Raw genomic sequence first — 24,059 nt, 5'->3', positions numbered from 1 at the left:
GGCCGCTATCTATGAGGGTGCGGCCCGAAACGCAAACGGGATCGGATCACCGGCCGGTCGCGTTCCTTCCATCCGAACGGAGAAACCGGATGGAAGACAAGACGCCCTGGCAACGCGTGAACAAGCGCAAGCTCTTCGAGCGCTTCGCGATCGAGATCGGCCCGGCGATCGTATTCGTCGTGGCGCTGCAAGGCGTCAACCTCAAGGCGGCCACGCTGCTCTTCGTCGTCGCGACGGGGGCGAGCGCGGCCTATTCGTGGATCGAGAAGCGGCATTTTCCGTTCATCCCGGCGGGGATGGTCCTCCTGGCGGCGGCTTTCGGCGCGCTGACCATAGCCTTCGACGATCCCGACTACATCCAATTTCGCGCGACGGTGGTGAACGGCGGCGGCGCGCTGGCGATCCTTGCCGGGCTGCTGACGGGACGTCTCCTGCTGAAGCGCTCGCTGCAAGACGGATTTCGCCTCACCGACGGCGCGTGGTGGACCCTGTCGCTGCGGATGATCGTCTACCTGACGACGATGGCGGTTGCGAACGAGATCATCTGGCGCACCATGTCGGTCGAGGCGTGGGCCTGGTTCAAGACCATCGCACCGACGTTCAACATCCTCTTCCTGTGGCTGAGCTGGCCGGTGATCCGCGAGAACCTGCGGACCGAGGACGGCGCCTGCCTGGAGGAGAGCCCGCCGGCGGGCGCCAAGTCGGCGATGAACCCGGCCGCGCATTCGGCCTGACCTCCGACCCGCGAAGGGAAACGCCATGAGCGACAGCGCCGAGGCGCTCGCCCGGAGCGTGCCGCGGCGGGACTTCGCCCGCTTCGTCGTCGCCCTCGCGCGGGACGAGCTGGACCATTCGCGCCGCTCCGCCGCCGCTTGACGAAGTGGACCCGCGCGGTGAGGTTTGCCGACACCGCAGCGCCAGCGCGCGCCGAGGCAGCGTGCGCCGAGGGAGGCCGATTTGTCCTACATCACCATGAACCGCTTCCAGGTCCGCAAAGGCTCCGAAGCCGACTTCGAGGCCGTCTGGCTCGGGCGTGACACGCACCTCGGCGAGGTCCCGGGCTTCGTCGAGTTCCACCTGCTCAAGGGGCCGGAGAAGGACGATTACACGCTCTACGCCTCCCATACCGTGTGGGCATCGCAGAGCGCCTTCCTCGACTGGACGCGCTCGGAGGCCTTCCGCAAGGCACACGCCGGCGCGGGGGACAACAAGCCTCTCTACATGGGTCACCCGGAGCTGGAGAGCTTCGACATCATCCAGACGGTGAACTGAAACCCCGCGCGCGGCACGGCGGCCGGTCAGCGCGCCACCACGCCGCGGATTTCGCCGACGACGTGACCGTTGCGGTCGGCGACCGGGCGGCGTGCCATGGCGGCGACGCTCGCCGCCGCCTCGTCCGGAAGCCCGCCGTGGCGCAATGTGAGGGCGGCGACGAGCGCCTCGGCCGCGCGGGTGCCGCCGTCGTCACACTTCAGCGCCAGCGCCACGCCGCAATGCGGGAAGGCGGCGACGTAGACCCCTTCCGCCCCCGTCTTGGCGTAGACGTGGCCGGGAGCGGCCTGCATCAGCGCCGTGCACAGGCGGCCCGTGCCGGCGACGAGCCAGGGCTCGGCCATCGCCGCCTGCATCAGCCGGCGCGCCGCCGCCGCCCGTTCCGGCGCGAGGTCGGCGCCGGTGGCAAGCCGGGCGAACCCGCGCGCCAGACCCTCCAGCGGCATGGCGAAGGTGGGCGCCGAGCAGCCGTCGATGGAACAGCAGTCGCCCGCGATCACCCCGCCCACGAGGCTCTCGACCGCCGCCTTCGCCGCGCGCTGCACCGGGTGCGCGGGATCGAGGTAGGTGGCGACGTCGGCACCGAGGTGGCGGGTCGTGGCGAGGAAGCCGGCATGCTTGCCGGAGCAGTTGTTGTGGACCCGGCCCGGCGCGCCGCGCGACATGAGGACGGCGGCCGCGTCGCGCACCTCGGCCGGCCATTGCGGGCCGCAGCCGAGGGCGTCCTGCGTCAGCCCGACGCGCTGCAGCATCTCCTGCGCCAGCGCGACGTGCCCCGCTTCGCCGGAGTGAGACGCGCCGGCCAGCGCCAGCGCGCGGGTGCCGAACCCCGCCGCATCCGCCGCACCGCTCTCCACCAGCACCAGAGCCTGCATCAGCTTCATCGCCGACCGCGCGAAGACCGGCCGCGCGACATCGCCCGAGGCGGCGATGACGCGGCCGGAGCCGTCCACCACCGCATAGGCGCCACGGTGAACCGATTCGACGATCCCCCCGCGGGTGACCTCACAGATGACCGGATTGGGCATGTTCACTCCTGGCATGATGCGGCGGCGCGACGAGCGGATGCGCCGCCCTCCTAGCGCCCTGCGAAAGCGAAGGACAGCTCACACGAAGGACGGCTCATGCGAACGACGGCTCATGCGAACGACAGCGGCCCGCGCGCCAACGCCGTCAGGAGGGCCGGGTCCTCGCCGGCGACGACCGTGGCCCCCAGCTCCCAACCGAGCGTGTCGATACGGCGGAGCGACCGGGCCGCCGCCGTCTCGTCGACACAAGGCGGCAGCGTCCCTGCGGCGATACCGGCGGCCGAGGTGCCCGCGCCGCCGACCAGGAGAACCGGCCCCGCCCCGCCCACCTCCACGATCAGCGACTGGTGGCCGCGGGTGTGACCGGGAGTGGCGACGACGGTCACCCCTTCGTCCATCACCCGGTCCCCGTCGACGAGGTCGAACCGCGCGGGTGGGAGGTCGTAGTCGAGCGGCAGGTAGCGGGTGTCGGGCGGGCCGCCCGGCGCGAACGCCGCGTCGTACTCGGCGCGCTGGAGGGCGACCGTGGCGGCGCAGAGCGACTTCAGCGCCCCGGTCGCCTCGGCGTGCAGGTGGCTGAGGATCACCTGGTCGACATCGCCGGGCGCCAGGCCGAGGCGTTGGAGCTGCGCGGCGAGGTCCCGGCCGGGCTCGACCATGGGCGCCGGTGCGTCGTTGCCGCGGGCCTCGAACATCACCGCGCGCCGGACCGGGTCGTTCACGTGGCGCGGGTCGACCCCGGTGTCGAACAGGATCGTCCCATTGAGGGTGCGGGCGAGGGCGGCGGTGATCGGCACGCTCTCCACCGCACCGCCCGCGCCCGTCAGCGGTACGAAGCGCACGCCCACGAGCAGGACGTGAAGCTCCAGCACGCTGGTCATCGCCCGGTCGTCCGCATGCTCGTCCGCCGTCCGCTCATCGCCTCGCTCCGCTCGTCGTAGTCGCCTCGCCCGGTCCTCGCGGCACCCGATCACCGGCCCCGTCCCCGGCCCCGTCCGATCCCGGTCCCCGCCCGGTCCGAGCGGAACCGCCGGGGTCCGGCGGCCGGAACGCCTGCCGATGCGGCATTCTATCGCAACGGTGATCGCGCAAATGCCATATCCGGGCGGTCGTCTTGAAGACGTTACACGTACCGTCGTCCATAATGGTTGCGTTTAGAGGACATATTGCTCTAACTCGATATCTGTCACAAATTTCAGAAATCTCTGAAATCCAGACGGGAGACGCCCATGTTCGACCAGTTCGATGCGCTGCTTTTGGCGCGCATCCAGTTCGGCTTCACGGTCGCCTTCCACTTCCTCTTCCCCGCCATCACCATCGGGCTGGCGAGCTACCTTGCGGTGCTGAACGGGATGTGGCTGTGGCACCGCGACGAGGCCTACCTCCGGCTGTGGAAATTCTGGGTGAAGCCGTTCGCGGTGGTGTTCGCGATGGGCGTCGTCTCCGGCATCACCATGAGCTACCAGTTCGGCACCAACTGGTCCGTCTTCGCCGACAAGACCGGCCCCGTCCTCGGCCCGTTGATGGCCTACGAGGTGCTGACCGCCTTCTTCCTGGAGGCCGGCTTCCTCGGCATCATGCTCTTCGGGCGCGACAGGGTGGGCGAGAAGCTGCACATGTTCGCGTGCCTGATGGTGGCGGTCGGCACGGCGGTGTCGGCCTCGTGGATCCTGTCGGTGAACTCGTGGATGCACACGCCGACCGGCTACACCATCAGCGAGGACGGCCAGTTTCTGCCGGCGGACTGGTTGGCCGTCATCTTCAACCCGTCGTTCCTGCACCGCTTCGCCCACACGGTGACGGCGGCCTATCTCACCACGGCCTTCATCGTCGGCGGTGTCGGCGCGTGGCACCTGCTGCGCGGCCGCGGCGCCAACCGGTCGGTGACGACGATGTTCTCGATGGCGATGTGGATGGCCGCGCTAGTGACCCCGGTGCAGATATTCCTGGGCGACTCGCAGGGCCTCAACACGCTGGAGCACCAGCCGGTGAAGGTGATGGCCATGGAGGGCCACTACGAGAGCCACCCGGACGGCGCCCCCCTCGTCCTCTTCGGCATCCCCAACGACGCCGAGCGGCGGGTCGACTATGCGATCGAGATCCCCAAGCTCTCCAGCCTGATCCTCAAGCACGACCTGAACGCCCCCCTCGCCGGGCTCGACAGTGTGCCGCAGAGCGAGTGGCCGCCCACCGCGATCGTCTTCTTCGCGTTCCGCATCATGGTCGGCCTGGGCTTCCTGATGCTGGGGGTCGGCATGTGGAGCCTGTGGGCGCGGTGGCGCGGCACGCTCTATACCGGGCGCTGGCTGCACCGGGCGGCGGTCGTGATGGGCCCCTCCGGGCTCGTCGCGGTGCTGGCCGGCTGGTTCACCACCGAGGTCGGCCGCCAGCCCTACACCGTGTACGGCCTGCTGCGCACGGCCGACAGCGTGTCACCCGTGGGGGCCCCGGCGGTCGCGACCTCGCTGATCGCCTACATCGTCATCTACTTCGTCGTGTTCGGGGCGGGCGTCTGGTACGTGCTGCGCCTCATCGACCAGGAGCCGGGCGGCGGGACGACCGACGGGGCTGGCGACGGGGCGGACGCACTCGGTCCCATCCGCAGCGCCGGCATCACACCCTCGCCCCAGGTCGCCGAGAAAGGCGCGTTCGGACCGGGGGCGGCGGAATGAACGCCTCTCCCACCTCCAAGGCGGCGCGCCGGGGCGCGGCCTTCGCGACAATCGCACAGTGCCGGGGAGCCTAAGCGATGGATCTGGCTGTCAGCTTCGACTTGACGGTGGCATGGGCGCTGCTCCTCGCCACCGGCATCTTCATCTACGTCGTGCTCGACGGGTTCGACCTGGGCCTCGGCATCCTCTACCCCTTCTTCCCGACGCGGAAGGACCGCGACCTGCTGATGAACTCCGTCGCGCCGGTGTGGGACGGCAACGAGACGTGGCTGGTGCTGGGCGGCGGCGGGCTCTTTGCCGCCTTCCCCCTTGCCTATGCCATACTGATGCCGGCGCTCTACCCGCCGATCATCGCGATGCTGTTGGCGCTGGTTTTCCGCGGCGTCGCCTTCGAGTTCCGCTGGCGCTCCGAAAAGCGCCGCTATCTATGGGACTTCGCGTTCATCGGCGGCTCGACGCTGGCGGCCTTCTGCCAGGGCGTGGCGCTGGGGGCGATCCTCCAGGGTGTCGAGGTCGAGGGGCGGGCCTACGCCGGCACTTGGTGGGACTGGCTGTCGCCGTTCACCGTGCTCACCGGGCTCAGCGTCGTCGCCGGCTACGCGCTGCTGGGGGCCACGTGGCTCAACATGAAGCTCGCCGGGGAGCCGCAGGAGAAGGCCCGCAAGATTGCCTGGGTCTGCGGCGTGGCGACGGTGGGGTGCATCGTCGCCGTCAGCCTCGCCACGCCCTTCCTCGGAAACGCCTACTGGGAACGGTGGTTCGCCCTGCCGCAGCTCCTGTTCGCCGCGCCGGTGCCGATCCTGGTGGCGCTGCTGACGCTCGCCCTCTTCCGCTCGCTGATGCGCCACAACCAGGACATCGCGCCCTTCGTCATCGCGCTGGCGATCTTCTTCATCACCTTCGTGGGGCTGGGGATCTCGATGTGGCCCTATGTGATCCCGATGGAGGTCACGATCTACGACGCGGCCTCGCCGTTCAAATCGCAGCTCTTCATGTTCGTGGGCGCGGTGGTGATGCTGCCGATCATCCTGGGCTACACCGCCTATTCGTACTGGGTCTTCCGCGGCAAGGTCGACCCGGACAAGGGCTATCACTGAGCCCCTCTTCCAGGGCCGCGCGCCATGCGACGCGCGCCCGCAACCGGCGAAATTCCCGCTATGCCGACCACACTGCGAAAAGTCCTCTGGTTCGTGGCGCTCTGGTGCGTCGGGGTGGCGACGGTCGGCTCCGTCGCCATCGCGATCCGCTTCATGATCGGCTGAGGCACGCCTCTCGTGCCGACGAGGCCTTGCGCCCGGCGCCACGGCGACGATATCGAGGCGTCCGAACAAGGAGATCGCCGTGAAGGCTGAGACCGAGACCCTCGTAGATGAGATCAAGCAGGCACTCAGCCTGCTGAGGAGGCATCTTTGACTGGGATAACGCCGTCAAACGCCTCGAAGAGCTGAACGCTGCGGCCGAAGACCCGTCGTTGTGGAACGACGCGCAACGCGCGCAGGGTTTGATGCAGGAGCGCCAGCGCCTCGAGACGTCGATCACCACGATCAACGGGATCGCCCGCGACCTCGACGATACCGTCGAGCTGATCGAGCTGGGCGAAATGGAGGGCGACGCCACGGTCGTCGCCGACGCGGAGGGCGCGCTGAAGCAGCTCAAGGCGGACCTCGGCAAGAAGCAGATCGCGGCCCTCCTCTCGGGCGAGGCGGACGCGAACGACTGCTACGTCGAAATCCACTCCGGCGCCGGCGGGACCGAATCGCAGGACTGGGCGTCGATGCTCCTGCGCATGTACGTGCGCTGGGCCGAGCAGTCGGGCTTCAAGGTCTCCACGATGGAGTACCAGGACGGGGAAGAGGCCGGCATCAAGTCCGCCACCATCGAGGTGAAGGGCGAGAACGCGTACGGCTGGCTGAAGACCGAGTCCGGCGTCCACCGCCTCGTGCGCATCTCGCCGTACGACAGCCAGGCGCGCCGGCACACCTCGTTCGCCTCGGTCTGGGTCTACCCGGTCATCGACGACCGGATCGACATCGAGGTCAGCGAGAGCGACGTGCGGATCGACACCTATCGGGCCTCCGGCGCGGGCGGCCAGCACGTCAACACGACCGATTCGGCGGTGCGCATCACGCACATTCCGACCGGCATCGTGGTGGCGTGCCAGAACGAGCGGTCGCAGCACAAGAACCGCGCCACGGCGTGGGACATGCTGCGCGCCCGGCTCTACGAGGCGGAGCTGAAGAAGCGCGAAGAGAAGGCGCAGGCGGAGGCGGATTCGAAGTCCGACATCGGCTGGGGCCACCAGATCCGCTCCTATGTGCTGCAGCCCTACCAGCTGGTGAAGGACCTGCGCACGGGGGTCGAATCGACCGCGCCCGACGATGTGCTGGACGGCGAGCTGACCCCCTTCATGGAGGCCTCCCTCGCCCAGCGCGCCTACGGCTCGACCGAGGAGGTCGAGGACGTCGACTGACTTGGTCCAGGGTCGCCGCGGCCGGGTCCGCGGCGATCGCCGGTGCCTTTGCGGTGACCGGCGCGAATGATACCTTGCCGAGAGCGGAGCGTTCCGCTACCTCTCGGCACACCGGCACCCGTAGCTCAGCTGGATAGAGCGCTGCCCTCCGAAGGCAGAGGTCACAGGTTCGAATCCTGTCGGGTGCGCCAATCTTTTCAATACATTATCGGCGTTCCGGCGCACATCCCTGGCGCACTCTCCGCGCACCGGAGCCATCCGCCTTGCGCCCCACCCACGCACGCCGGACGGACGCGGCATTCCCCGGCGGCGAATTTCCGGTAAGGCCTCTCCACGCGAACCGACCGCGACATGGCGAAAATGCGGCGTTCGCGTACCCGCGCCGGCGATCTTGTGGACGAGGCATGGTCTTTGGCCGGCCAGGACGATCCGACGCGGGAGTCGCGTCGCCCCGCTTGCGCGTCCGTGGTAAGGCGCACGACGTGTACAGTAGCCTTGGGACTTGCTCGTGCAGTTCGAGACCCAGTCGACCATCGACGTCGCGCGCGACGAGTTCGCCGAGTACGTCACCATCACGCTGGACCGGGACTTTCGCAGTACCAGCTTCGCCACGATCGCCGCCGAGGCGCGGCAACGCGGCCTTTTCACCGCGCGCGAAATGACCCAGTGCCAACGCGGCTCGGCCCTTCCGGACTGGCTGCTGGAGCGCATCACCAAGGTCGCGCCGCCGGCGTTGTCGAAGGCCTGGACCCGCCACACGATCGACGAGCCCTTCGGCGCCGGCAGTCACCCGGTCGATCTCTTCGAGGCGGGACCGGCGCGGCTCTCGATCCACAACCACAACCGCCTGGCGCTGGTGGCGGACGGGATCGTGCCGGCGATGTCGCCGCCGGAGGGACGCTGGACCGCGCCCTGGGTCGCCGCGGCGACGGACGTTCCGGCCCTTCCCGGAACGACCATGAACGCCGTCGTCGAAGGGGGCCCGCTCTACTCGCATTGGATCTTCGACGCGCTGCCCAAGCTCCTGGCGCTGCGCCGGCACATGGACCTCGACGCGGTCGACAACTTCCTTTTCACCTCTCTGCGCAACCCCTTCCATGCCGAGACGCTGGCGCTGCTCGGGATCGACCCGGCCCGCTGCCACACCCGCGAGCATCACGGTGCCGTCGTCGACGTCGAGCGGGTCCTGTGGGTGCCACGGCAGCGCCGCGCCGGTCTCGCCCGGCCGGAGCTCTATGACGCCGTGCGCGATCTCTTCCGGCCCGAGACGCTGGACCCCGCCACGCCCCGGCGCGTCTACGTCTCGCGCGGGAGGGCCAGTCGGCGCCGCCTCGTCAACGAGGAAGAGCTGCTGCCGATCATCGCCGCGCGCGGCTATACGGTGGTCAACTTCGAGGACTACGGCATCGCCGGTGCGGCCGGGCTGCTGCACCAGGCCGAGCACATCATTGGCTTGCATGGGGCGGGTTTCGCCAACATCGTCTTCGCCCCGCACAGCTGCCGCGTCACCGAGCTGCACGGCCCCCACATCAGCGCCGAATTCCACCGCATCGCCGAGACCTTCGGCCTCCCGTACGAGGCGTACGACTGCGGGTACGACCGCGCCGCCTACGGCGGCGACTCGCTGGGCATGAGCCACGCCGACGTCGTCGTATCGAAGGAGGCGTTCGCGGGGTTGCTGCTGCCCTGAGGGCGCGGCGCAGGCGAGCTGGTACGGGCGGCGGGACTCGAACCCGCACGGGCAAAGCCCTCCGGATTTTAAGTCCGGTATGTCTACCATTCCATCACGCCCGCGGCGGACCGGGTCCACGGCACGGTGCGGCTGGCGCTTGGCCGTCCCGGGTCGGCCCCGGCCTCCCAGGCGGTTTCGGTAGCAGGCGGGACGACGCGGCGGCAAGGCGCTTGTGGCGCCCCCGCGCCGAAGCGCCGGCGCACGGCGTACCGCCGCGCACGGCTCCGGTGCCCGGTGCGGCGGTCCCCTCCCCGTCGACGTCGCCAAGGGGCCTAGAGTGCCGCGCTTGCCCCGGCCTGCCGCGCGAAGAAAACCGCGAGACTATGACAATTCCCGCGCATCATCGCACAACCCGCGCGAATTGCGGGGTTTGCCGGCCGCCGCAAGCCTCGCACGAGGCACGTCTGGAATAGCCGAACCAACGCAGACAGCCTCGTTGCAGGTGACAGCAATGGCGACACAAGCGCGCGAATGGGTCGAGGCGAGGTATTGCTCGATCCTCGACGAAGACGACGGCGAGGACGACGACGCTCGCGGACCCGAGCGGCGCGCGGTCCCGCGCACGGCCGCACCCTCGCACGACCGCGGCACGGCGGAGCGCCCCCCGCCGGCCGAGGTCGCTCCCTGGCAGGCCCTCGCCGCACGCACCCGCCGCGCCCCGATGCCGGGCGAGGTCTATCGCAACAGCGACCGCCTGACGATCTGAGCCATACCGGCCTGCCTGCCGCGCCGCCGCTCGGCTGCGTCAGCGCGGGGCAAGACAGCGTCCTTAGGCTCCCGGAGAGCCCCCGGCCGATGCAGGCCGCGTTGCGAGTGGAATGTCATGACCGGACCCCGCCGATCCACCGCCTCCACCGCCATGCGCCCCAAACGCCCGATGCCGCGTCGGCCGAGGGCGCCACGCTCACCATAGGCCGCCCGTGGCCTGTGCCGGACGACCCCAGGCCGGCGAGCAGCGCCGGCAGCCCCACCTCGCCCCGACCCCCGACATGACCGGATCGACCGAAAGGACGCGGCAGTGACAGACCCCAGCGTTTCCAGCGCCCTCCCCACCGACCTTGCTGCCACGGGCGGCAAGGCACGACGCATCCTGATCGTCGAGGACGAAGCGCTCATCGGCTTCACGCTGAAGATGCTCTTCGAGGACGAATTCGGCTTCGAGGTCCTGGGGCCGATCGGCCGCCTCGACGAAGCGGTGCGCGCGGCCCGCGAGGAGACGGTCAGCTTCGCGATCCTCGACGTGAACATCATCGGCGGCGAGGTGTTCCCCGCGGCCGATATCCTGCAGGCCCGCGGCATCCCGTTCATCTTCCACACCGGCCATGGGGTGAAGAACGAGTTGCGCTCGATCTACGCCGGCTCCGAGGTGCTCTCCAAGCCGACGCCCGACGACGCGCTGATGAGCGCCGTGCGCCGGATGCTCGTGTAGCGCCGGGCACGGGTGCGCGGCGAGCGGTGGCCGCCCGAGCGCGCCGACGGACCGCACTGTCGCTGGTGTGAGCCTTGCCGCATCGAGGGACAATCTGGCTACCCACAAGGATAGCCGGCCGACCGCGCGCCGTGCTCGGCCTACAGCCGAAGCATTGGCGCGTGGATTATGGGATCCTGCAATAGCCTCCCGAGCAATACACACGGGGGCACCCCTCCAATACGCTTTATCCCGTACGAAAAGCCTGGAGGATACGCCGTGACTGACATGACAACGGAGCAAGGCCTCCAGGAGTCGAAGCTCTACGAGGCTGGCGATCTGTTCGACCACAGCCATGGCGTCGCCGGTCTGAGCCCGGCGAAGGCGACGCCCCACGATCCACGGCCCGACGACATGGCCGACGCACCGCGCGATGCCGCCGCGACCATGGCCGCCACATCGCGCGAGGCGGCGTCCGGCGGTGAGGACGCGCAGCCCGCCGCCGAAGGTCCCGCCGCCGGCCTCGCCGCGACCGACGAGACCGACGCCGCCATTTCGCCCTCCGCAGGGACGCTCACGCCCCCTGTGCAGACGGCCGAGCCCGCGTCGCCCGACGACGCGTCCCTCGCCGCGTCCGCCGCCCCGCTCCCAGGCCCGGGTCCGGTCGTGCCGCTCCCGCTTGCCGACATCGCCCTCCCCGACGCCCCCGGCCAGGCCGTGCCGAGCGACGCGCCCCGCCCCGACGCCACCCCCTCGCCCACGGCCTCGCAGCCGCCCGTCGAAGACCCCGTCGCGGACAGGCCGGTCGCCGATGAGCCCGTCGCACTCGAGCCCACTGGCGTCGAGCCCGCTGTGGACCCCGTCGTCGAGCCCACTGGCGTCGACCCCGTCGTCGACACCGTGTCCCCATCGCGGCCGAGCGCCGAGCCGGACCCGCAGCCGCTCACAGACACCACCCCGACGACGGCCCCCCTCATCGAACCGGGACCGAACAACGGCCCCACGACCGAAACGCCCCCGTCGGACGGACCTGCACCGACGAGCGACCCCATCGCCGTCGACGAGCCGGCAACGCCCACCGCGGCGGATGTCGCCCCCGAGCCTGATCTCGAGACCAGCCCGGCCCCCGTTTCTCCGGTACCGGCGCCCGAGCCCGTCGCCGAGCCCACCGTGGCCGAGCCCGTCGCCCTCGATCCCGCGCCGGAGCCCGTCGCGGAACCGGCCGAGGAGCCCGTGGTCGAACCCATCGTGGCCGAGCCCGTCGTGACCGAGCCCGCCGCCCTCGATCCCGCGCCGGAGCCCGTCGCGGAGCCGGCACCCGAACCCGTCGCCGAGCCCATCCTGGCCGAACCCGCCGCCCTCGATCCCGCGCCGGAGCCCGTCTCAGAGCCGGCGCCCGAACCCGTGGTCGAGCCCATCGTGACCGAACCCGTCGCCCTCGATCCCACGCCGGAGCCCGTCGCGGAGCCGGCGCCCGAACCCGTGGTCGAGCCCATCGTCGCCGAACCCGTCGCCCTCGATCCCGCGCCTGAGCCCGTCGTCGCGGAGCCGGCGTCCGAACCCGTGGCCGCGCCCATCGTCGCCGAACCCGTCGCCCTCGATCCCACGCCGGAGCCCGTCGCTGAGCCGGCGCCCGAATCCGTGGCCGCGCCCATCGTCGCCGAACCCGTCGCCCCCGATCCCACGCCGGAGCCCGTCGCTGAGTCGGCGCCCGAACCCGTGGCCGAGCCCGTCGTGGCCGAACCCGTCGCCCTCGATCCCACGCCGGAACCCGTCGCTGAGCCGGCGCCCGAACCCGTCGCCGAGCCCGTCGTGGCCGGACCCGTCGCCCTCGATCCCACGCCGGAGCCCGTTGCAGAGCCGGCGCCCGAACCTGTGGCCGCGCCCATCGTCGCCGAACCCGTCGCCCTCGATCCCACGCCGGAGCCCGTCGCGGAGCCGGCGCCCGAACCCGTGGCCGCGCCCGTCGTTGCCGAACCCGTCGCCCTCGACCCCACGCCGGAGCCCGTCGCTGAGCCGGCGCCCGAACCCGTGGCCGAGCCCGTCGTGGCCGAACCCGTCGCCCTCGATCCCATGCCGGAGCCCGTCGCTGAGCCGGCGCCCGAACCCGTGGCCGAGCCCATCGTGACCGATCCCGTCGCCCTGGATCCGGAGCCCGTCGCTGATCCGGCCGAGGAGCCTGTGAGCGAACCGCAAGCGGTGGAACCCGTTGCATCCGAGCCGGTGGACGACCCGGTCGTGACCGCGCCAGCCACGGAACCCGTCACAGCGGACACCGATCCGGCGCCAGCCGCCGACCCAGTGAGCGAGGCCGCACCCGTCGGCGCCGATCCGTCCGCGGAAGTCGCAGCGGAGCCGGAATCCGAGCCCGAATCCGGCGATGCCGTCGTGACTGCCCCTGTCGAGGCGCCTGAGAGCGAACCGGAGGCTATAGAGGCAGTCACCGCCGACCCGGAGCCTGCGCAGACGCCCGTCGCGACCGATCCGCCGGCCGAACCCAGCGCGGAAGAGCCCGTGGCCGACGGATCATCAACCGGTGCCGCCGAGGCGCCGGCGGCCGAGCCGGTCGCCGCGGAGGTCGTGGCCACCGAGCCTGCCGGGCCTGCCGCAGAGCCCGCGGCCGAGCCCGAATCCGCAGAAGCGCCCGCAGATCCGGAGACTTCCGAGGCGGCCGTCGCAGACGAGCCAGTAGCCGAACCTGGCGCGGAGGATCCCGCGGCCGTCGAAGCTGTGATGGCCGATCCGGAGGCTGCGGAGGACGTTGCGACCGAACCCGCGACGGAGGAGCAGGTGGCAGCCGCACCGTCGTCGGAGCCAGCCGCCGATGACCTGACGAGTGAACCCGCTGACGAACCTTCAGCGCAGGCGGCCGAGCCCGAGGCGGCCGTCGCAGACGAGCCGGTAGGAGAACCCAGCGCGGAGGACCCCTCGGCCGTCGAAGCTGTGGTGGCCGAACCTGAGCCTGCGGAGGACGTTGCGGCCGAACCCGCAACGGAGGAGCAAGTGGCAGTCGCACCATCATCGGAGCCAGCTGCCGATAGCACGGCTGGTGAATCCGCTGACGAACCTACAGCAGAGGCGACCGAGTCCGCGCCGGCGGAACCCGTGGCGGCAGAGCCTGTGGCCGCTGAACCCGCGGCCGACGAGCCCGCGGCCGCAGAGCCCGTCGCCGCAGAGCCCGCGGCCGCAGAGCCCGTCGCCGCAGAGCCCGTCGCCGCAGAGCCGGCCGCGGAGCCCGTGCCCGTGGCTGTGGAGCCGGTCGTCGAGGCGGTGCCGCCGGAGCCGGTGGAGATCGACCTCAACGACTTCGTCATCGCGCAGGACTATGCCGGCAGCCTCACCTTCCTCTCCGAGGATGCCGGCTTCCAAAGCTCGCTCGGCATGTACAAGATCGCCGACGACGGCACCATCGAGGACGTCGAGTTCATCTTCAACAACACCTCCGGCCTCGGCAGCGGCGGCGACCTCGTCGGCGGCGAAAGCACCGTCGACCTCATCCTCGAAGGGGGCGACAGGGTCGGCTTCTTCGTCGTCCCGCACGGCTTCGGCATGGATCAATACGGCCTGCTCCCGGCCGATCTCGACTATGTCTTCCGTGACCCGCAGGGCAATGCCGGCAACATCAACACCGAGGAGGACCTTACCCTCTACGCGGTCATTCCCGGCTGGGGCGAATACCCGATCTACAGCGCCTTCGGCACCGAGATCTACCACAGCGCCGCCTCGGCGCAGAACGGCTTCGCCCTCAACCCGGACGACTACAAGCACACCGTCGGCAAGCTCGACATCGAGACCGGCACCGTTCAGCTCGGCTTCGAGGACTTCACCAACGGCGGCGACCAGGACTTCAACGACCTCCTGTTCGAGTTCGATATCGGCGAATCCAACGCTCAGGTGCTCGACCCCAACATCGTCTACGCGGCGCCGGCCGAGGTGGGCGCCGTCGGCGACGCGCTGGGGACGGACGCCGACGCGACGTCGATGCTCGCCAAGATGGCCGGCGTCGACGACGAGCTGGACGCCGACCTCGCCCTCCTCTCCGCGCCCGAAGCCGGCGCGGCCGACAGCGCGGACGCCGCCGCCGGCAGCGGCGATACGCTGAACGACCTCTTCCTCGACGCCGACAGCGCCGAACCGGCGGCCGAGTTCTCCGACCCCGCCGACGCCGGCGCCATGGACTTCGACACCGACATGGGCCTCGACATGGACGCCAACGACACGCTCCAGACCCACGCAATGTAGAGCGTCTAGTGCTTCGGCATGGCTCAGATCACGGTGCCCAGCAGCGAACCGTTGGCCTGGAAGCGGTCCCTGACGGGACTGCTCCTGGGGACGATGGCGCTCAACGTGCTGGGCTTGAGCGTGCCGCTGGCCGCCTCGCTGGTGTTCAACCGCGTGATCGGCAATCCGGGAAGCACGACGCTGCCGATCATCGTCGTGTGCGGGCTGATCATCGCGCTGGCGGAGGGCGTCCTGCGGCTCGGCCGTGCCTCGATGCTGACCCACTCGCACGCCGGCTTCGCCTGCGCACTCACCCACAAGGTGCTCACCCACGTCGTCAGCAGCGACCTCGGCGCCGAGCGCTCGTCCTCCTCGCGAAGCCTGGAGCAGCTCAGCGCGATCCACCAGCTTTCGGAGCGCCACTCGGGGCAGATCCTCGTCGGCATCGTCGAGCTCTTCTTCCTGCCGCTGGTGATCGGCGTGATCTTCTACATCTCCTTCACGGCGGGACTGCTGGTGATGGGGAGCCTTGCCCTCATCGGCAGCGTGACGCTGGCGTACGCGGTGCGGATGAAGACCCTCGTCGCCCGCGCCCAGCGACTGGACGAGGAGCGCTACGACTTCCTCTTCGGCACGCTGAGCGCACTGCACTCGATCAAGGCGATGGGGATCGAGGACAAGATCACCCGCCTCTACGAGGTGGTGCAGGCCCGCGTCGCGCGGGGCAACTTCCAGCTCGCCAAGACCACCGACCGCCTCCTCAACATCGCCCCCCTCGCCAGCCAGACCATGGTGGCGATCATGCTGGTGTTCGGCGCGGTCGCCGTGGGAGCGGGCGAGATCACCATGGGCAGCGTGACCGCGCTCGTCCTGCTGGCGGGCCGCGTGATGGCGCCGCTCCAGCACGGCTGCTTCATCTTCGCCCAGTTGAGCGACGTCGAGGCGGCGCGAGAAACGGTCGACGGTGTCCTCGCCCGCCCGCGCATCGCGCTCGGGGACCATACCGGCCTGGTCGACAATGTCGGCCACCTGACGCTGGAGGGGGTGAGCTACGGCCCGCGTGCGCGCCCGCTGGTGGCCGACGCCGATTTGACGCTCGAGCCGGGCGAGGTGCTGGCCGTCTCCGGCTCCAACGAGGAGTCGACCGCGCTGCTGCGGCTGATGGGCGGGATCGTCGCACCGTCCGAGGGTGAGGTGCGGCTCAACACCATCGCCCCGACGCGCTATCCGCAGCGCCTGCTCAACCGCTGCGTCGGCTACGTGCCGCCCAACGGCGCCCTCTTCCGCGGCACCATCCGGGACAATATCACCCGCTTCGGCGAGGTCTCCGTCAACGAGGCGCTCAGCGTCGCCGCGCTCCTGGAGATCGACACGCTGATCAAGGAGCTGCCGCGCGGCCTCGACACGCCGGTGAGCGGCGGGCCGGGCGAGTTCCTTTCGCCGGGCTTGATCAAGCAGCTCGCCATCGTGCGCGCGCTCGCCCCGCGCCCCAAACTGATCCTGCTCGACCGTGCCGGCCGCAGCCTCGACAAGGACGCCTACGAGAAGCTGCATCGCTTCCTCGGCATGATCCGCGGCCAGGCGACGCTGGTGATCGCCACCGGGGACGAGAACCTCGTCGGCCTCGCCACCAAGCGCTGCCGGGTGGTGGACGGGCGGTTGAGCTTCCTCGCGCCGCTGGCCGGCCGGCCCCGCATCGCCTACCGGGAATTGCGGTTGTGACGGCGCCGGCGGCGCAGGTGGGCCGCGCGACGGGCACGGCGCCGATGGTCGTCGACGCGGCCGCCCCAGCGTCCAACGGGGAGGCCTTCGCCGAAGCGGCCGATCGGTTGATGACGATCGTGCGGCAGAACGTGTCGCCCGGAGAGGGGGAAGGGCCGGGGCTGGAGCGTCTTTTGTGCCTCCTGTGCCTGTCCTGCGAATTCAAAGTGCCGGTCGCCCGCCTTGCCACGGCGCTTCCCGAGGGCACCGGCCCGCTCGACGTCCACGGACTGATGGCCGCGATGGCCAACTTGGGCTTCCACGCCACGCTGGTGCCGGCCGCGCTGGCGCGCGCGCCGCACTCCGCCCCGCTCTTGTTGGAGGGCGGGCGCGCCGGACCCCATGTGGTGCGCAACTGTCCGGAGACGGGTCGGCGCACCGTGGTGTGGCCGTGCGGGCGGATGGAGACGCTGGCGCCCGGCGCGCCGCCCCCCAAGGCCGCGCGCGCCTGGATCTTCCGCTACGGCCAGGAGCACGACCCCGTCGGCAAGATGCGGCGCGGGCACGCGCGGCAAAGCTGGTTCCGTGCCCTGCTGGCGCTCCATGCGGCGCCCGCCATGACCATCCTGGGCTGCACCGTGGCGCTCGCCCTCTCGGCCTTGGTGATCCCGCTCTTCACCATCTACGCCTACACTCAGATCGTCAGCCTGGGCGCCTCGGCGCCTTTGCCGGGGTTCATCGCCGGGGCGGTGCTCGTCATCGTCGTCGAGGCGCTGCTGCTGGCGCACCGCGGGCGGATGATCGCCTTCGTCGCCAACCGGCTGGAATATCTGGTCGCTACCGCGTCGATGGAACGGGTTCTGAAGATCCGCGCCGCGCTGTCGGAGACGCTCGGTCTGACCGACCAGGTGGCGCGGCTGAAGTCGTTCGACAACGTGCGCGGCTTCCTCACCAGTCCGTCCTTCTCGGGCATGATCGAGGCGCCGGCCAGTGTCGCCTCGCTGATCGCCATCATGCTGCTCGGCGGATGGATCGTGATCGTGCCGCTGGGCGGGATCGCGGCGCATCTGGCGGTCTTCGCGCTGGCGCGGCGCAGTGCAATCCCCGCGACACGCACCTCCGCGGACCACTCCACCGAGATGCAGCGCCTGGCGATCGACACCTTCGAGAAGCGCGAGGAGATCCGGGACGCCGGGATCGCGCACGTATGGTCCGCGCGCATCGCCGATGCGCTGGTGCGCCAGCAATCGGCCATGAGCCGGCTGCGGATGGTGGGGGCGTGGGGCAAGGCGCTGTCGGCGTTCGTGGTGACGGCGACGGCGATGCTGCTCCTGGGTGCGGGCGCGCAGGCGGCCTGGCAGGGCGTGCTGGGCTCCGGCGCCTTCCTGGCGATCACCATGCTGGGCCTGCGCGCGCTGGCGCCGTTTCACATGCTGTGCCTCTCCATCCAGCGCATCGAGCAGGTGAAGAGCAGCGTGGCTCAGCTCAACCAGCTGATGGAGATGGAGCCGGAGCACGACACCGAGCGCTACTACGCGCCGATGGAGGCGCTCTGCGGCGCGGTGACCTTCGTCAACACCGGGCACCGCACCGGGGACACGCGCCCCGTCTTCATGGGCCTCGATCTCGAGGTGGCGCCGGGGACCGCGGTCGCCATCACGGGCGGAACGGGTTCGGGCAAGACGTTGATCCTGAAAATGATCCAGGGCATGACCGACATCTCCATCGGCACCGTGCGGATCGACGGGATCGACCTGCGGCAGCTCCCGCTCGACGAGTTGCGCCGGCGCATCGGCTACGTGCCGCAGCGGCCGCGCCTCTTCGCCGGCTCGCTGCGCGACAACCTCCTCCTCGCCAACCCCCTCGCCTCCGACGACAAGATCGCCCAGGTGCTGGCATGGACGGGCCTCGCGGAGGACCTCGCCGTGCTCGACGGCGGCCTCGACCGCGAGCGCGGCACCGCCGAGATCGCCGTCTTCCCGCAGCGCTTCCTGTTCAAGTTCGCGCTGGCCCAGGCCCTCCTCGTCGGCTCGCGCCTCATCCTGCTCGACGCGTTGCCCAACGCCGTCCTCGATGGCGAGGTCGGCGACGTGGTCCGGCGCATCATCGGCCTGTCGAAGGAAGGGTGCACCATCTTCTACGCGACGCAGCGCAGCGACTTCCTCCCCCTCGCTGACCGCATCGTCAGCTTGCAGTACGGCAAGGCGCCGCTCGTCACGGTCGCCAACGATCATCTGGCGGAGTCCGCATGAGCCCCCTCACCCCGATCGGTGCCGGAGGCACCGCGCCTTCCCCCGCGCCGGCGCGACCGCAGTCGCTGATGCTGGACCTGTCGCAGCCGCTGTCGGCCTCGCAGGCTCGCAATCAGGCCTTCCTGCAACGGCTGTGCATCATCATCTCGCTCGCCGTTCTCGCCCTCGTCGCATGGTCCGGCTTCGCCACGGTGCACGAGGTGTCGGTGGCGCGCGGGTCGATCGTCCCGGCCCAGTTGGAGCGCGTGGTGCAGCACTTCGAAGGGGGCGTGGTGCGGCAGATCCTGGTGCAGCCGGGTGACCGGGTCAGCGCCGGCTCGGCCCTCTTCGTGCTGGAGGACGCCACCACCTACGAGGACCTCGCCCTCGCCCAGCGCCGCCGGGCCGACCTCGAAGCCCGCATCGAGAGCCTCCTCGCCCTGTCGGAGGACCGCCCCGCTGACTTCTCCCGCTTCGACGACGAGATCGCCGAGGACGCCGCGGCGACACACCGGACCAAGCGCGACGCGCTCATCGCCCAGCACCAGCTCCTGGAAAGTCAGATCGCCCAGGCGCAGCACCTCGACGCCACCTACGACGCCCAGCTCGAAAGCCTCGAGGACGATCGGATCTTCGCCGAGCAGAACTTCGCGCGGATCGAAAGCCTCGTCGACAAGGGCTACGCGACCCGCGCGCTCCTGGCCGAGCGACGCAAGGCGATCACCGACGCGCTCAACCAGATCGTCGTCGCGCGCGAGAAGAAGAAGGCCGCCGCCGAGCAACTCGCCGAGGCCGAGAAGCAGCTCACCGCCTTCCACGCCGACACCCACTCGCAATGGGCCGAGAGCCTCCAGGCTTTGCGGACCGAACTCGTCGCCCTGATCGGCGACGTCAGCCGCTCGACCCGTCGCCAGGGGCGCCTCACCGTGACGTCGCCCGTCGCGGGGCGGGTGAAATCGCTCGCCGTCACCAGCGCCGGCGACATCGCCCAACCCGGCGAGACGTTGGCGACGATCGTGCCCATCAACCAGGCCCTCCTCGCCGATACCAAGGTCCCGGTCAGTGAGATCGGCTACATCGATGTCGGCGCGCCGGTCCACGTGAAGGTCTCCGCCTTCGACTTCACGCGGTTCGGCTGGATCGACGGCACGGTGACGCGCATCTCCCCGTCCGCCTTCATCGAAGACGGCGAGGACGCCTACTACCAGGTGATCATCAGCCTCGCGGCGAACCACCTGCCCGGCATTCCGACCGCCAAGCTCGTCCCCGGCATGAGTGTCGAGGGCGACATCATCACCGGCGACAAGTCGGTGCTGGCCTATCTGCTGGTGCCGCTTCGCAAGGCGCTGAAATCCTCGTTCATGGAGCGCTAGCATGACGACCGAAGAGACCACGACACTGGTCCCCGCCGGCGACGTCGCGGCGAAGGTGCTCATCGTCGAAGACGACACCACCACGCTCATGACGCTGGAGGCACGGGTCGGCGCGCTGGGCTACGCCGTGCGCACCGCCCGCAACGGCGCGGAGGCCTACGCCCTCCTGCGCGGCGAACCCGGCGCGATCGACATCGTCCTGACCGACTTCATGATGCCCGTGATCGACGGGATCACGCTGACCCGGCGGCTCAAGCGCGAGACCTCGACCAAGCACATCCCGGTCGTCATGCTCACCGCCTCCAGCGAGGTGGCCGACGTCAGTGCCGGCCTGGAAGCGGGCGCCTTCTACTACCTCACCAAGCCTCCGGTGGAGCAGCTGCTCGCCTCGGTCCTCTCCTCCGCCGTCGCCGACGTCACGCGCCAGCGCCAGCTTCAGGCCGACCTGGAAATTCACCAGTCGGCCTTCGCCAACCTCGCCGTCGCCAAGTTCCGGCTGCGCCTGCCGCACGAGGTGGAGCCCGTCGTCAGCATGCTGGCCAGCATGCAGGACAACCCCGGCCGCACCATCCAAGGCATCTTCGAGCTGGTGCAGAACGCGGTGGAGCACGGCGTGCTGCGCTTCGGGTTCGAGGCGAAGGCCAAGCTGCTGCGCGACGGCATCTGGCAGGACGCCTTGCGCGAACGTGCCGCCGACCCCCGCTACGCCTCCGGCCTCGTCGAGGTCACAGGCACGCGCAAGGACGACGGCGTCTACGTCAGCGTCAAGGACAACGGACCCGGCTTCGACTGGAAACACTTCATGCATACGGACCGTGGCCGCGCCACCGCTCCTTGCGGCCGCGGCATCTCCCGCGCGGCGACCGGCGTCTTCGACAAGCTGATCTTCGATCAGACGGGCAACCAGGTCGTGGGATTCGTCGCCAATTCGCCTCCCATCAGATGGTGATCTGATCCATGACCGACCAAGCGAAGTCGCGCCCGGCCATCCTGCGGCCCTACCTCGTCATCGCCGTCATCGTCAGCCTCATGGCGGGAATGATGATCTGGTACATCGATCGGCGCACCGCCGAGCATCGGCAGATGTTCGAGTACGAAGTGGCGAACTTCGAGCGGTCCATGGAGGAGCAGCGGTCGGCACTCGCCCTGCGCGTGAAGGACACGGTGGGCTTCATCTCCGCCGGCATGGGCGCCGAGATCGCGCGCAAGCTGCGCGACACCACCTTCCGCTCGCCCTACCTGCTGCGCCTCGGCCGGTTTCCCCTGAGCAGCCCGCGAAACATCACCCCCTACCGCGGCGACCCGCTGCTCTTCTCGCGCGTCGACACGTTCGAATACCAGCAGCTTCTGCAAAAGTACGAAAAGTACCCCGGCATCATATTCACCTGGACGAAGAACCAGTTCACCGCGCTCTTTCCCGACCTGCCGATGCATTCGGTCGTGATGGCCCAGTCGATGCCGGTCAGCTCCGGCGATGAGGGGCGCGCGGTCGTCTACGCCGCGATCGACATCGAGGGGCTGGTGCAGGATTCAGCCAAGAAGCTGCAAAAAGGCGCGCTGAAGTCCGTCCGGTTCGACAGTCCGGGTTTCTGGTATCGCACGCACTACCCCGTCCAGACGCACTGGATGGACTTCCTCTACACCCCCGCCGAGGCGACCTTTCCGGTTCTCTTCGGCCGCGGCAGCGCCTTCACGGTGACGCTGCGGGAGCGCACCGACCAGCTCTCCTCGCTCTTCGTCATGGTCTTCGGCCTCGGCACCCTCGGCATGGTGAGCTTCGTGCTGGTGCTCTCCTACCAGCGCATGCAGCGCATCGCCGGGCTCAAGCTGCGCCACGCGCTGAGCGAGGCCAAGCAGGCCAACCACGCCAAGTCCCTCTTCCTCGCCAACATGAGCCACGAGATCCGCACCCCGCTCAACGGCGTCCTCGGCATGGCCGAGCTGCTCGCCCGTTCCGAGCTTCCCAAAGGCCAGCGCCATTATGTCGAGCAGATCAAGTCGTCCGGCTCGACACTGTTGACGGTGCTCAACGACATTCTGGACATCTCCAAGCTGGAGTCGGGCCAGATCGCCATCGACCCGATCCGCACCGACCTGCGCTCGCTGGTGAGCGAGGCGACGGCCTTCTTCGCCCCCAACGCGCATCAGAAGGGGCTCGAGATCCTCCTCGACCTCGACCCGCGGCTCCCGGTGGAGGTGAACGTCGACCCGGTACGGGTGCGCCAGATCATCAGCAATTTCATCTCCAACGCGGTAAAATTCACGGAGGTCGGGTCGATCATCGTCACGGCGACGATGAAGTCGGTGGACCCGGCGACCAAGTCGGCCACCATCACCTGCTCGGTGCGCGACACCGGCATCGGCATCTCCGAGCAGAACGCCGCCGCTCTCTTCTCCCGCTTCACCCAGGCCGAGACCGAGATGACCCGCCTCTATGGCGGCACCGGCCTCGGCCTCGCGATCTGCAAGGAGATCTGCGAGCTGATGGGGGGCACGATCGGCGTGGAGAGCCGGAAGGGCGAGGGGTCGAACTTCTGGTTCTCGCTGCCGGTGCGCTACTTCGCGCTGCCTGAAAAGCCGTCCGTTCCGCCGGTGCGCCTCGCGGTGTTCTCCGGCTCGGCCCAGCTCCTCGCGGTGGTGGAGCGGGCGGCCGAACACCGCGGCATCTGCGTCGTGGCCTACGGCACCGGCATGGAGGACGCCCGCGCGGCGATCGCCGCCCACGCCAAGAACCCGTTCGACATGGCGATCCTCGACGAAGGCCCGCACATGGCCCAGCCCCGCCTCCTCCGCGACACGCTGAAGGACCATCCCGAGACGACCGCGCTCCCCTGCGCCATCCTCGGCCGCCAGGAAATCGACGACGCCTACAAGGACTTCGACCTCGTCGTCACCGTCCCGTTCGACGGAGCGGTGCTGATCGACCGCCTGCTGGCCCATCTCGGCCTCGGCCCACGCGTTTCCGGCAGCGCCGGAGACCGCGGCGCGTCGACGGGCGCGTCGAACACGTGGAGCGCCCGGTACGACGGCCGCAACGCGCTGCTGGCCGACGACAACAACCTCAACGTCCTCTTCGGCAGCGAGGTGCTGCGACAGCTGGGGTTCCGCGTCACCACCGTCAGCAACGGCAAGGAGGCGCTCGACGCCGCCCGCGCCGAGCGCTTCGACGTGATCTTCATGGACTGCCAGATGCCGGTGATGGACGGCTACGACGCTTCGCGCCAGCTCCGTCGCCTGATCCGCGAGGGCGTGATCGAGCCGGTGCCCATCGTCGCCGTCACCGCCAACGCGCTCAAGGGAGACAAGGAGCGCTGCCTCGAGGCGGGGATGGACTACTTCATCACCAAGCCGATGAAGGTCCAGGACCTGGAGAGCGTGCTGCGCAACCTCTTCCGTGCGCCGGCGACGCTGCTGCCGTTCAACCGCGCGCAGCGCGCCGGGCGGCAGCAGGCGGCGGCCCCCTCGCCCGCCGGCCCACCCCACGACAATCCCCAAGCGAAGGACGCCGAGTCACCGACGATGCCAAACCGCCAACCTGCCCCCCACATCGACATCACCGCCGTCCTGAGGGGCGTGCCTCACCTCGACGCGGAGACCTTCAAGGAGACGTGGGACTCGATGCCGAACTTCGAGATCCTGCTGTCGCTGTTCCGCAAGGATACCGAGAAGTATCTCGACGCGATCCGCCACGCGATCGACATGGAGCGCGACGGGGAAGCCGGCATCCCGGCGCACATGGTGAAGGGGTCGTGCCGGATCCTCGGCGCGGCCGCGCTGGCCCAGCTCGCCGAGCTGATGGAGGACCGTGCCCGGCTCGACCCGCCCAACACCGCCGAGCTGATCGAGATCCACAAGCACATGAAGCAGGTCTTCGCTGCGACGCTCGAAGAGATGGAGACAGCCTACCGGGCCGACCAGGACCGCCTCGCCGTCGGTTGAGGCCGGCTCGCG

Annotated in this window: 16 protein-coding genes and 2 tRNA genes; 15 read left to right on the top strand and 3 right to left on the bottom strand. The window is 69.8% G+C overall.

Features of this window, described 5'->3' with window-relative positions:
• Nucleotides 1–89 precede the first annotated feature (89 nt).
• Together MRB58_RS20160 and MRB58_RS20155 are read left to right on the top strand one after the other, a co-directional pair.
• Nucleotides 90–734 (top strand): inner membrane-spanning protein YciB, encoded by a 645-nt coding sequence (locus MRB58_RS20160; RefSeq protein WP_244778873.1) that lies wholly within the window; start codon nucleotides 90–92, stop codon nucleotides 732–734.
• A 238-nt stretch (nucleotides 735–972) separates the two neighbouring features.
• On the top strand, nucleotides 973–1,272 hold the full coding sequence (locus MRB58_RS20155) for an antibiotic biosynthesis monooxygenase (protein WP_244782062.1): 300 nt from the start codon (nucleotides 973–975) through the stop codon (nucleotides 1,270–1,272).
• A gap of 26 nt (nucleotides 1,273–1,298) precedes the next feature.
• Here the strand turns inward: MRB58_RS20155 and MRB58_RS20150 are convergent, their stop codons facing one another.
• Nucleotides 1,299–2,300, bottom strand: a complete 1,002-nt coding sequence (locus MRB58_RS20150; RefSeq protein WP_244778872.1) for an asparaginase — start codon at nucleotides 2,298–2,300, stop codon at nucleotides 1,299–1,301.
• Nucleotides 2,301–2,410: 110 nt separating this feature from the next.
• Complete coding sequence (locus tag MRB58_RS20145; RefSeq protein ID WP_244778871.1) at nucleotides 2,411–3,181, bottom strand: N-acyl homoserine lactonase family protein; 771 nt, start codon at nucleotides 3,179–3,181, stop codon at nucleotides 2,411–2,413.
• 348 nt (nucleotides 3,182–3,529) lie between these two features.
• Between MRB58_RS20145 and MRB58_RS20140 the strand changes: the two genes are divergently transcribed.
• The 5 genes from MRB58_RS20140 (at nucleotide 3,530) to MRB58_RS20120 (ending at nucleotide 9,132) form a co-directional block, all read left to right on the top strand.
• Nucleotides 3,530–4,972 (top strand): cytochrome ubiquinol oxidase subunit I, encoded by a 1,443-nt coding sequence (locus MRB58_RS20140; RefSeq protein ID WP_244778870.1) that lies wholly within the window; start codon nucleotides 3,530–3,532, stop codon nucleotides 4,970–4,972.
• Nucleotides 4,973–5,049: 77 nt separating this feature from the next.
• Nucleotides 5,050–6,069 (top strand): cytochrome d ubiquinol oxidase subunit II, encoded by a 1,020-nt coding sequence (cydB, locus tag MRB58_RS20135; RefSeq protein ID WP_244778869.1) that lies wholly within the window; start codon nucleotides 5,050–5,052, stop codon nucleotides 6,067–6,069.
• 244 nt (nucleotides 6,070–6,313) lie between these two features.
• Nucleotides 6,314–7,442 (top strand): peptide chain release factor 2 gene (gene prfB, locus MRB58_RS20130; RefSeq protein WP_244778868.1). Its coding sequence is split into 2 segments (ribosomal slippage): nucleotides 6,314–6,382 and nucleotides 6,384–7,442, totalling 1,128 coding nucleotides; the frame shifts between segments, so codons are not numbered across the junction.
• A gap of 114 nt (nucleotides 7,443–7,556) precedes the next feature.
• Nucleotides 7,557–7,633 (top strand) — tRNA-Arg (locus MRB58_RS20125).
• Nucleotides 7,634–7,950: 317 nt separating this feature from the next.
• On the top strand, nucleotides 7,951–9,132 hold the full coding sequence (locus MRB58_RS20120; protein ID WP_244778867.1) for a DUF563 domain-containing protein: 1,182 nt from the start codon (nucleotides 7,951–7,953) through the stop codon (nucleotides 9,130–9,132).
• A gap of 19 nt (nucleotides 9,133–9,151) precedes the next feature.
• On the opposite strand, the gene MRB58_RS20115 is transcribed toward MRB58_RS20120, so the two are convergent.
• Nucleotides 9,152–9,236: transfer RNA gene (locus tag MRB58_RS20115), tRNA-Leu, on the bottom strand.
• Between the two features lie 389 nt (nucleotides 9,237–9,625).
• Between MRB58_RS20115 and MRB58_RS20110 the strand changes: the two genes are divergently transcribed.
• From MRB58_RS20110 to MRB58_RS20075, 8 genes are all read left to right on the top strand, one after another.
• Nucleotides 9,626–9,880, top strand: coding sequence for a hypothetical protein (locus tag MRB58_RS20110; protein ID WP_244778866.1), 255 nt, complete (start codon nucleotides 9,626–9,628; stop codon nucleotides 9,878–9,880).
• Nucleotides 9,881–10,192: 312 nt separating this feature from the next.
• Nucleotides 10,193–10,603: a response regulator gene (locus tag MRB58_RS20105; protein WP_244778865.1), complete on the top strand. Its 411-nt coding sequence runs from the start codon at nucleotides 10,193–10,195 to the stop codon at nucleotides 10,601–10,603.
• Between the two features lie 267 nt (nucleotides 10,604–10,870).
• Nucleotides 10,871–14,824, top strand: a complete 3,954-nt coding sequence (locus tag MRB58_RS20100; RefSeq protein ID WP_244782061.1) for a DUF4114 domain-containing protein — start codon at nucleotides 10,871–10,873, stop codon at nucleotides 14,822–14,824.
• 18 nt (nucleotides 14,825–14,842) lie between these two features.
• Entirely contained in the window at nucleotides 14,843–16,525 is a 1,683-nt protein-coding gene (locus tag MRB58_RS20095) for an ABC transporter transmembrane domain-containing protein (RefSeq protein ID WP_244778864.1), read from the top strand.
• Nucleotides 16,522–18,756, top strand: a complete 2,235-nt coding sequence (locus MRB58_RS20090) for an ATP-binding cassette domain-containing protein (protein ID WP_244778863.1) — start codon at nucleotides 16,522–16,524, stop codon at nucleotides 18,754–18,756. The genes MRB58_RS20095 and MRB58_RS20090 overlap by 4 nt, the downstream gene beginning before the upstream one ends.
• Entirely contained in the window at nucleotides 18,753–20,108 is a 1,356-nt protein-coding gene (locus MRB58_RS20085) for an HlyD family type I secretion periplasmic adaptor subunit (protein ID WP_244778862.1), read from the top strand. Before MRB58_RS20090 ends, MRB58_RS20085 begins: the two co-directional genes overlap by 4 nt.
• Before the next feature lies 1 nt (nucleotide 20,109).
• A complete protein-coding gene (locus tag MRB58_RS20080; protein WP_244778861.1) occupies nucleotides 20,110–21,057 on the top strand; it encodes a response regulator in 948 nt (315 codons plus the stop codon).
• An 8-nt stretch (nucleotides 21,058–21,065) separates the two neighbouring features.
• Entirely contained in the window at nucleotides 21,066–24,047 is a 2,982-nt protein-coding gene (locus tag MRB58_RS20075) for an ATP-binding protein (RefSeq protein ID WP_244778860.1), read from the top strand.
• Nucleotides 24,048–24,059: the final 12 nt, after the last annotated feature.

It is taken from the genome of Acuticoccus sp. I52.16.1, assembly GCF_022865125.1.
GTDB lineage: Bacteria > Pseudomonadota > Alphaproteobacteria > Rhizobiales > Amorphaceae > Acuticoccus.
This window is presented reverse-complemented; position numbering and strand designations above follow the sequence as displayed.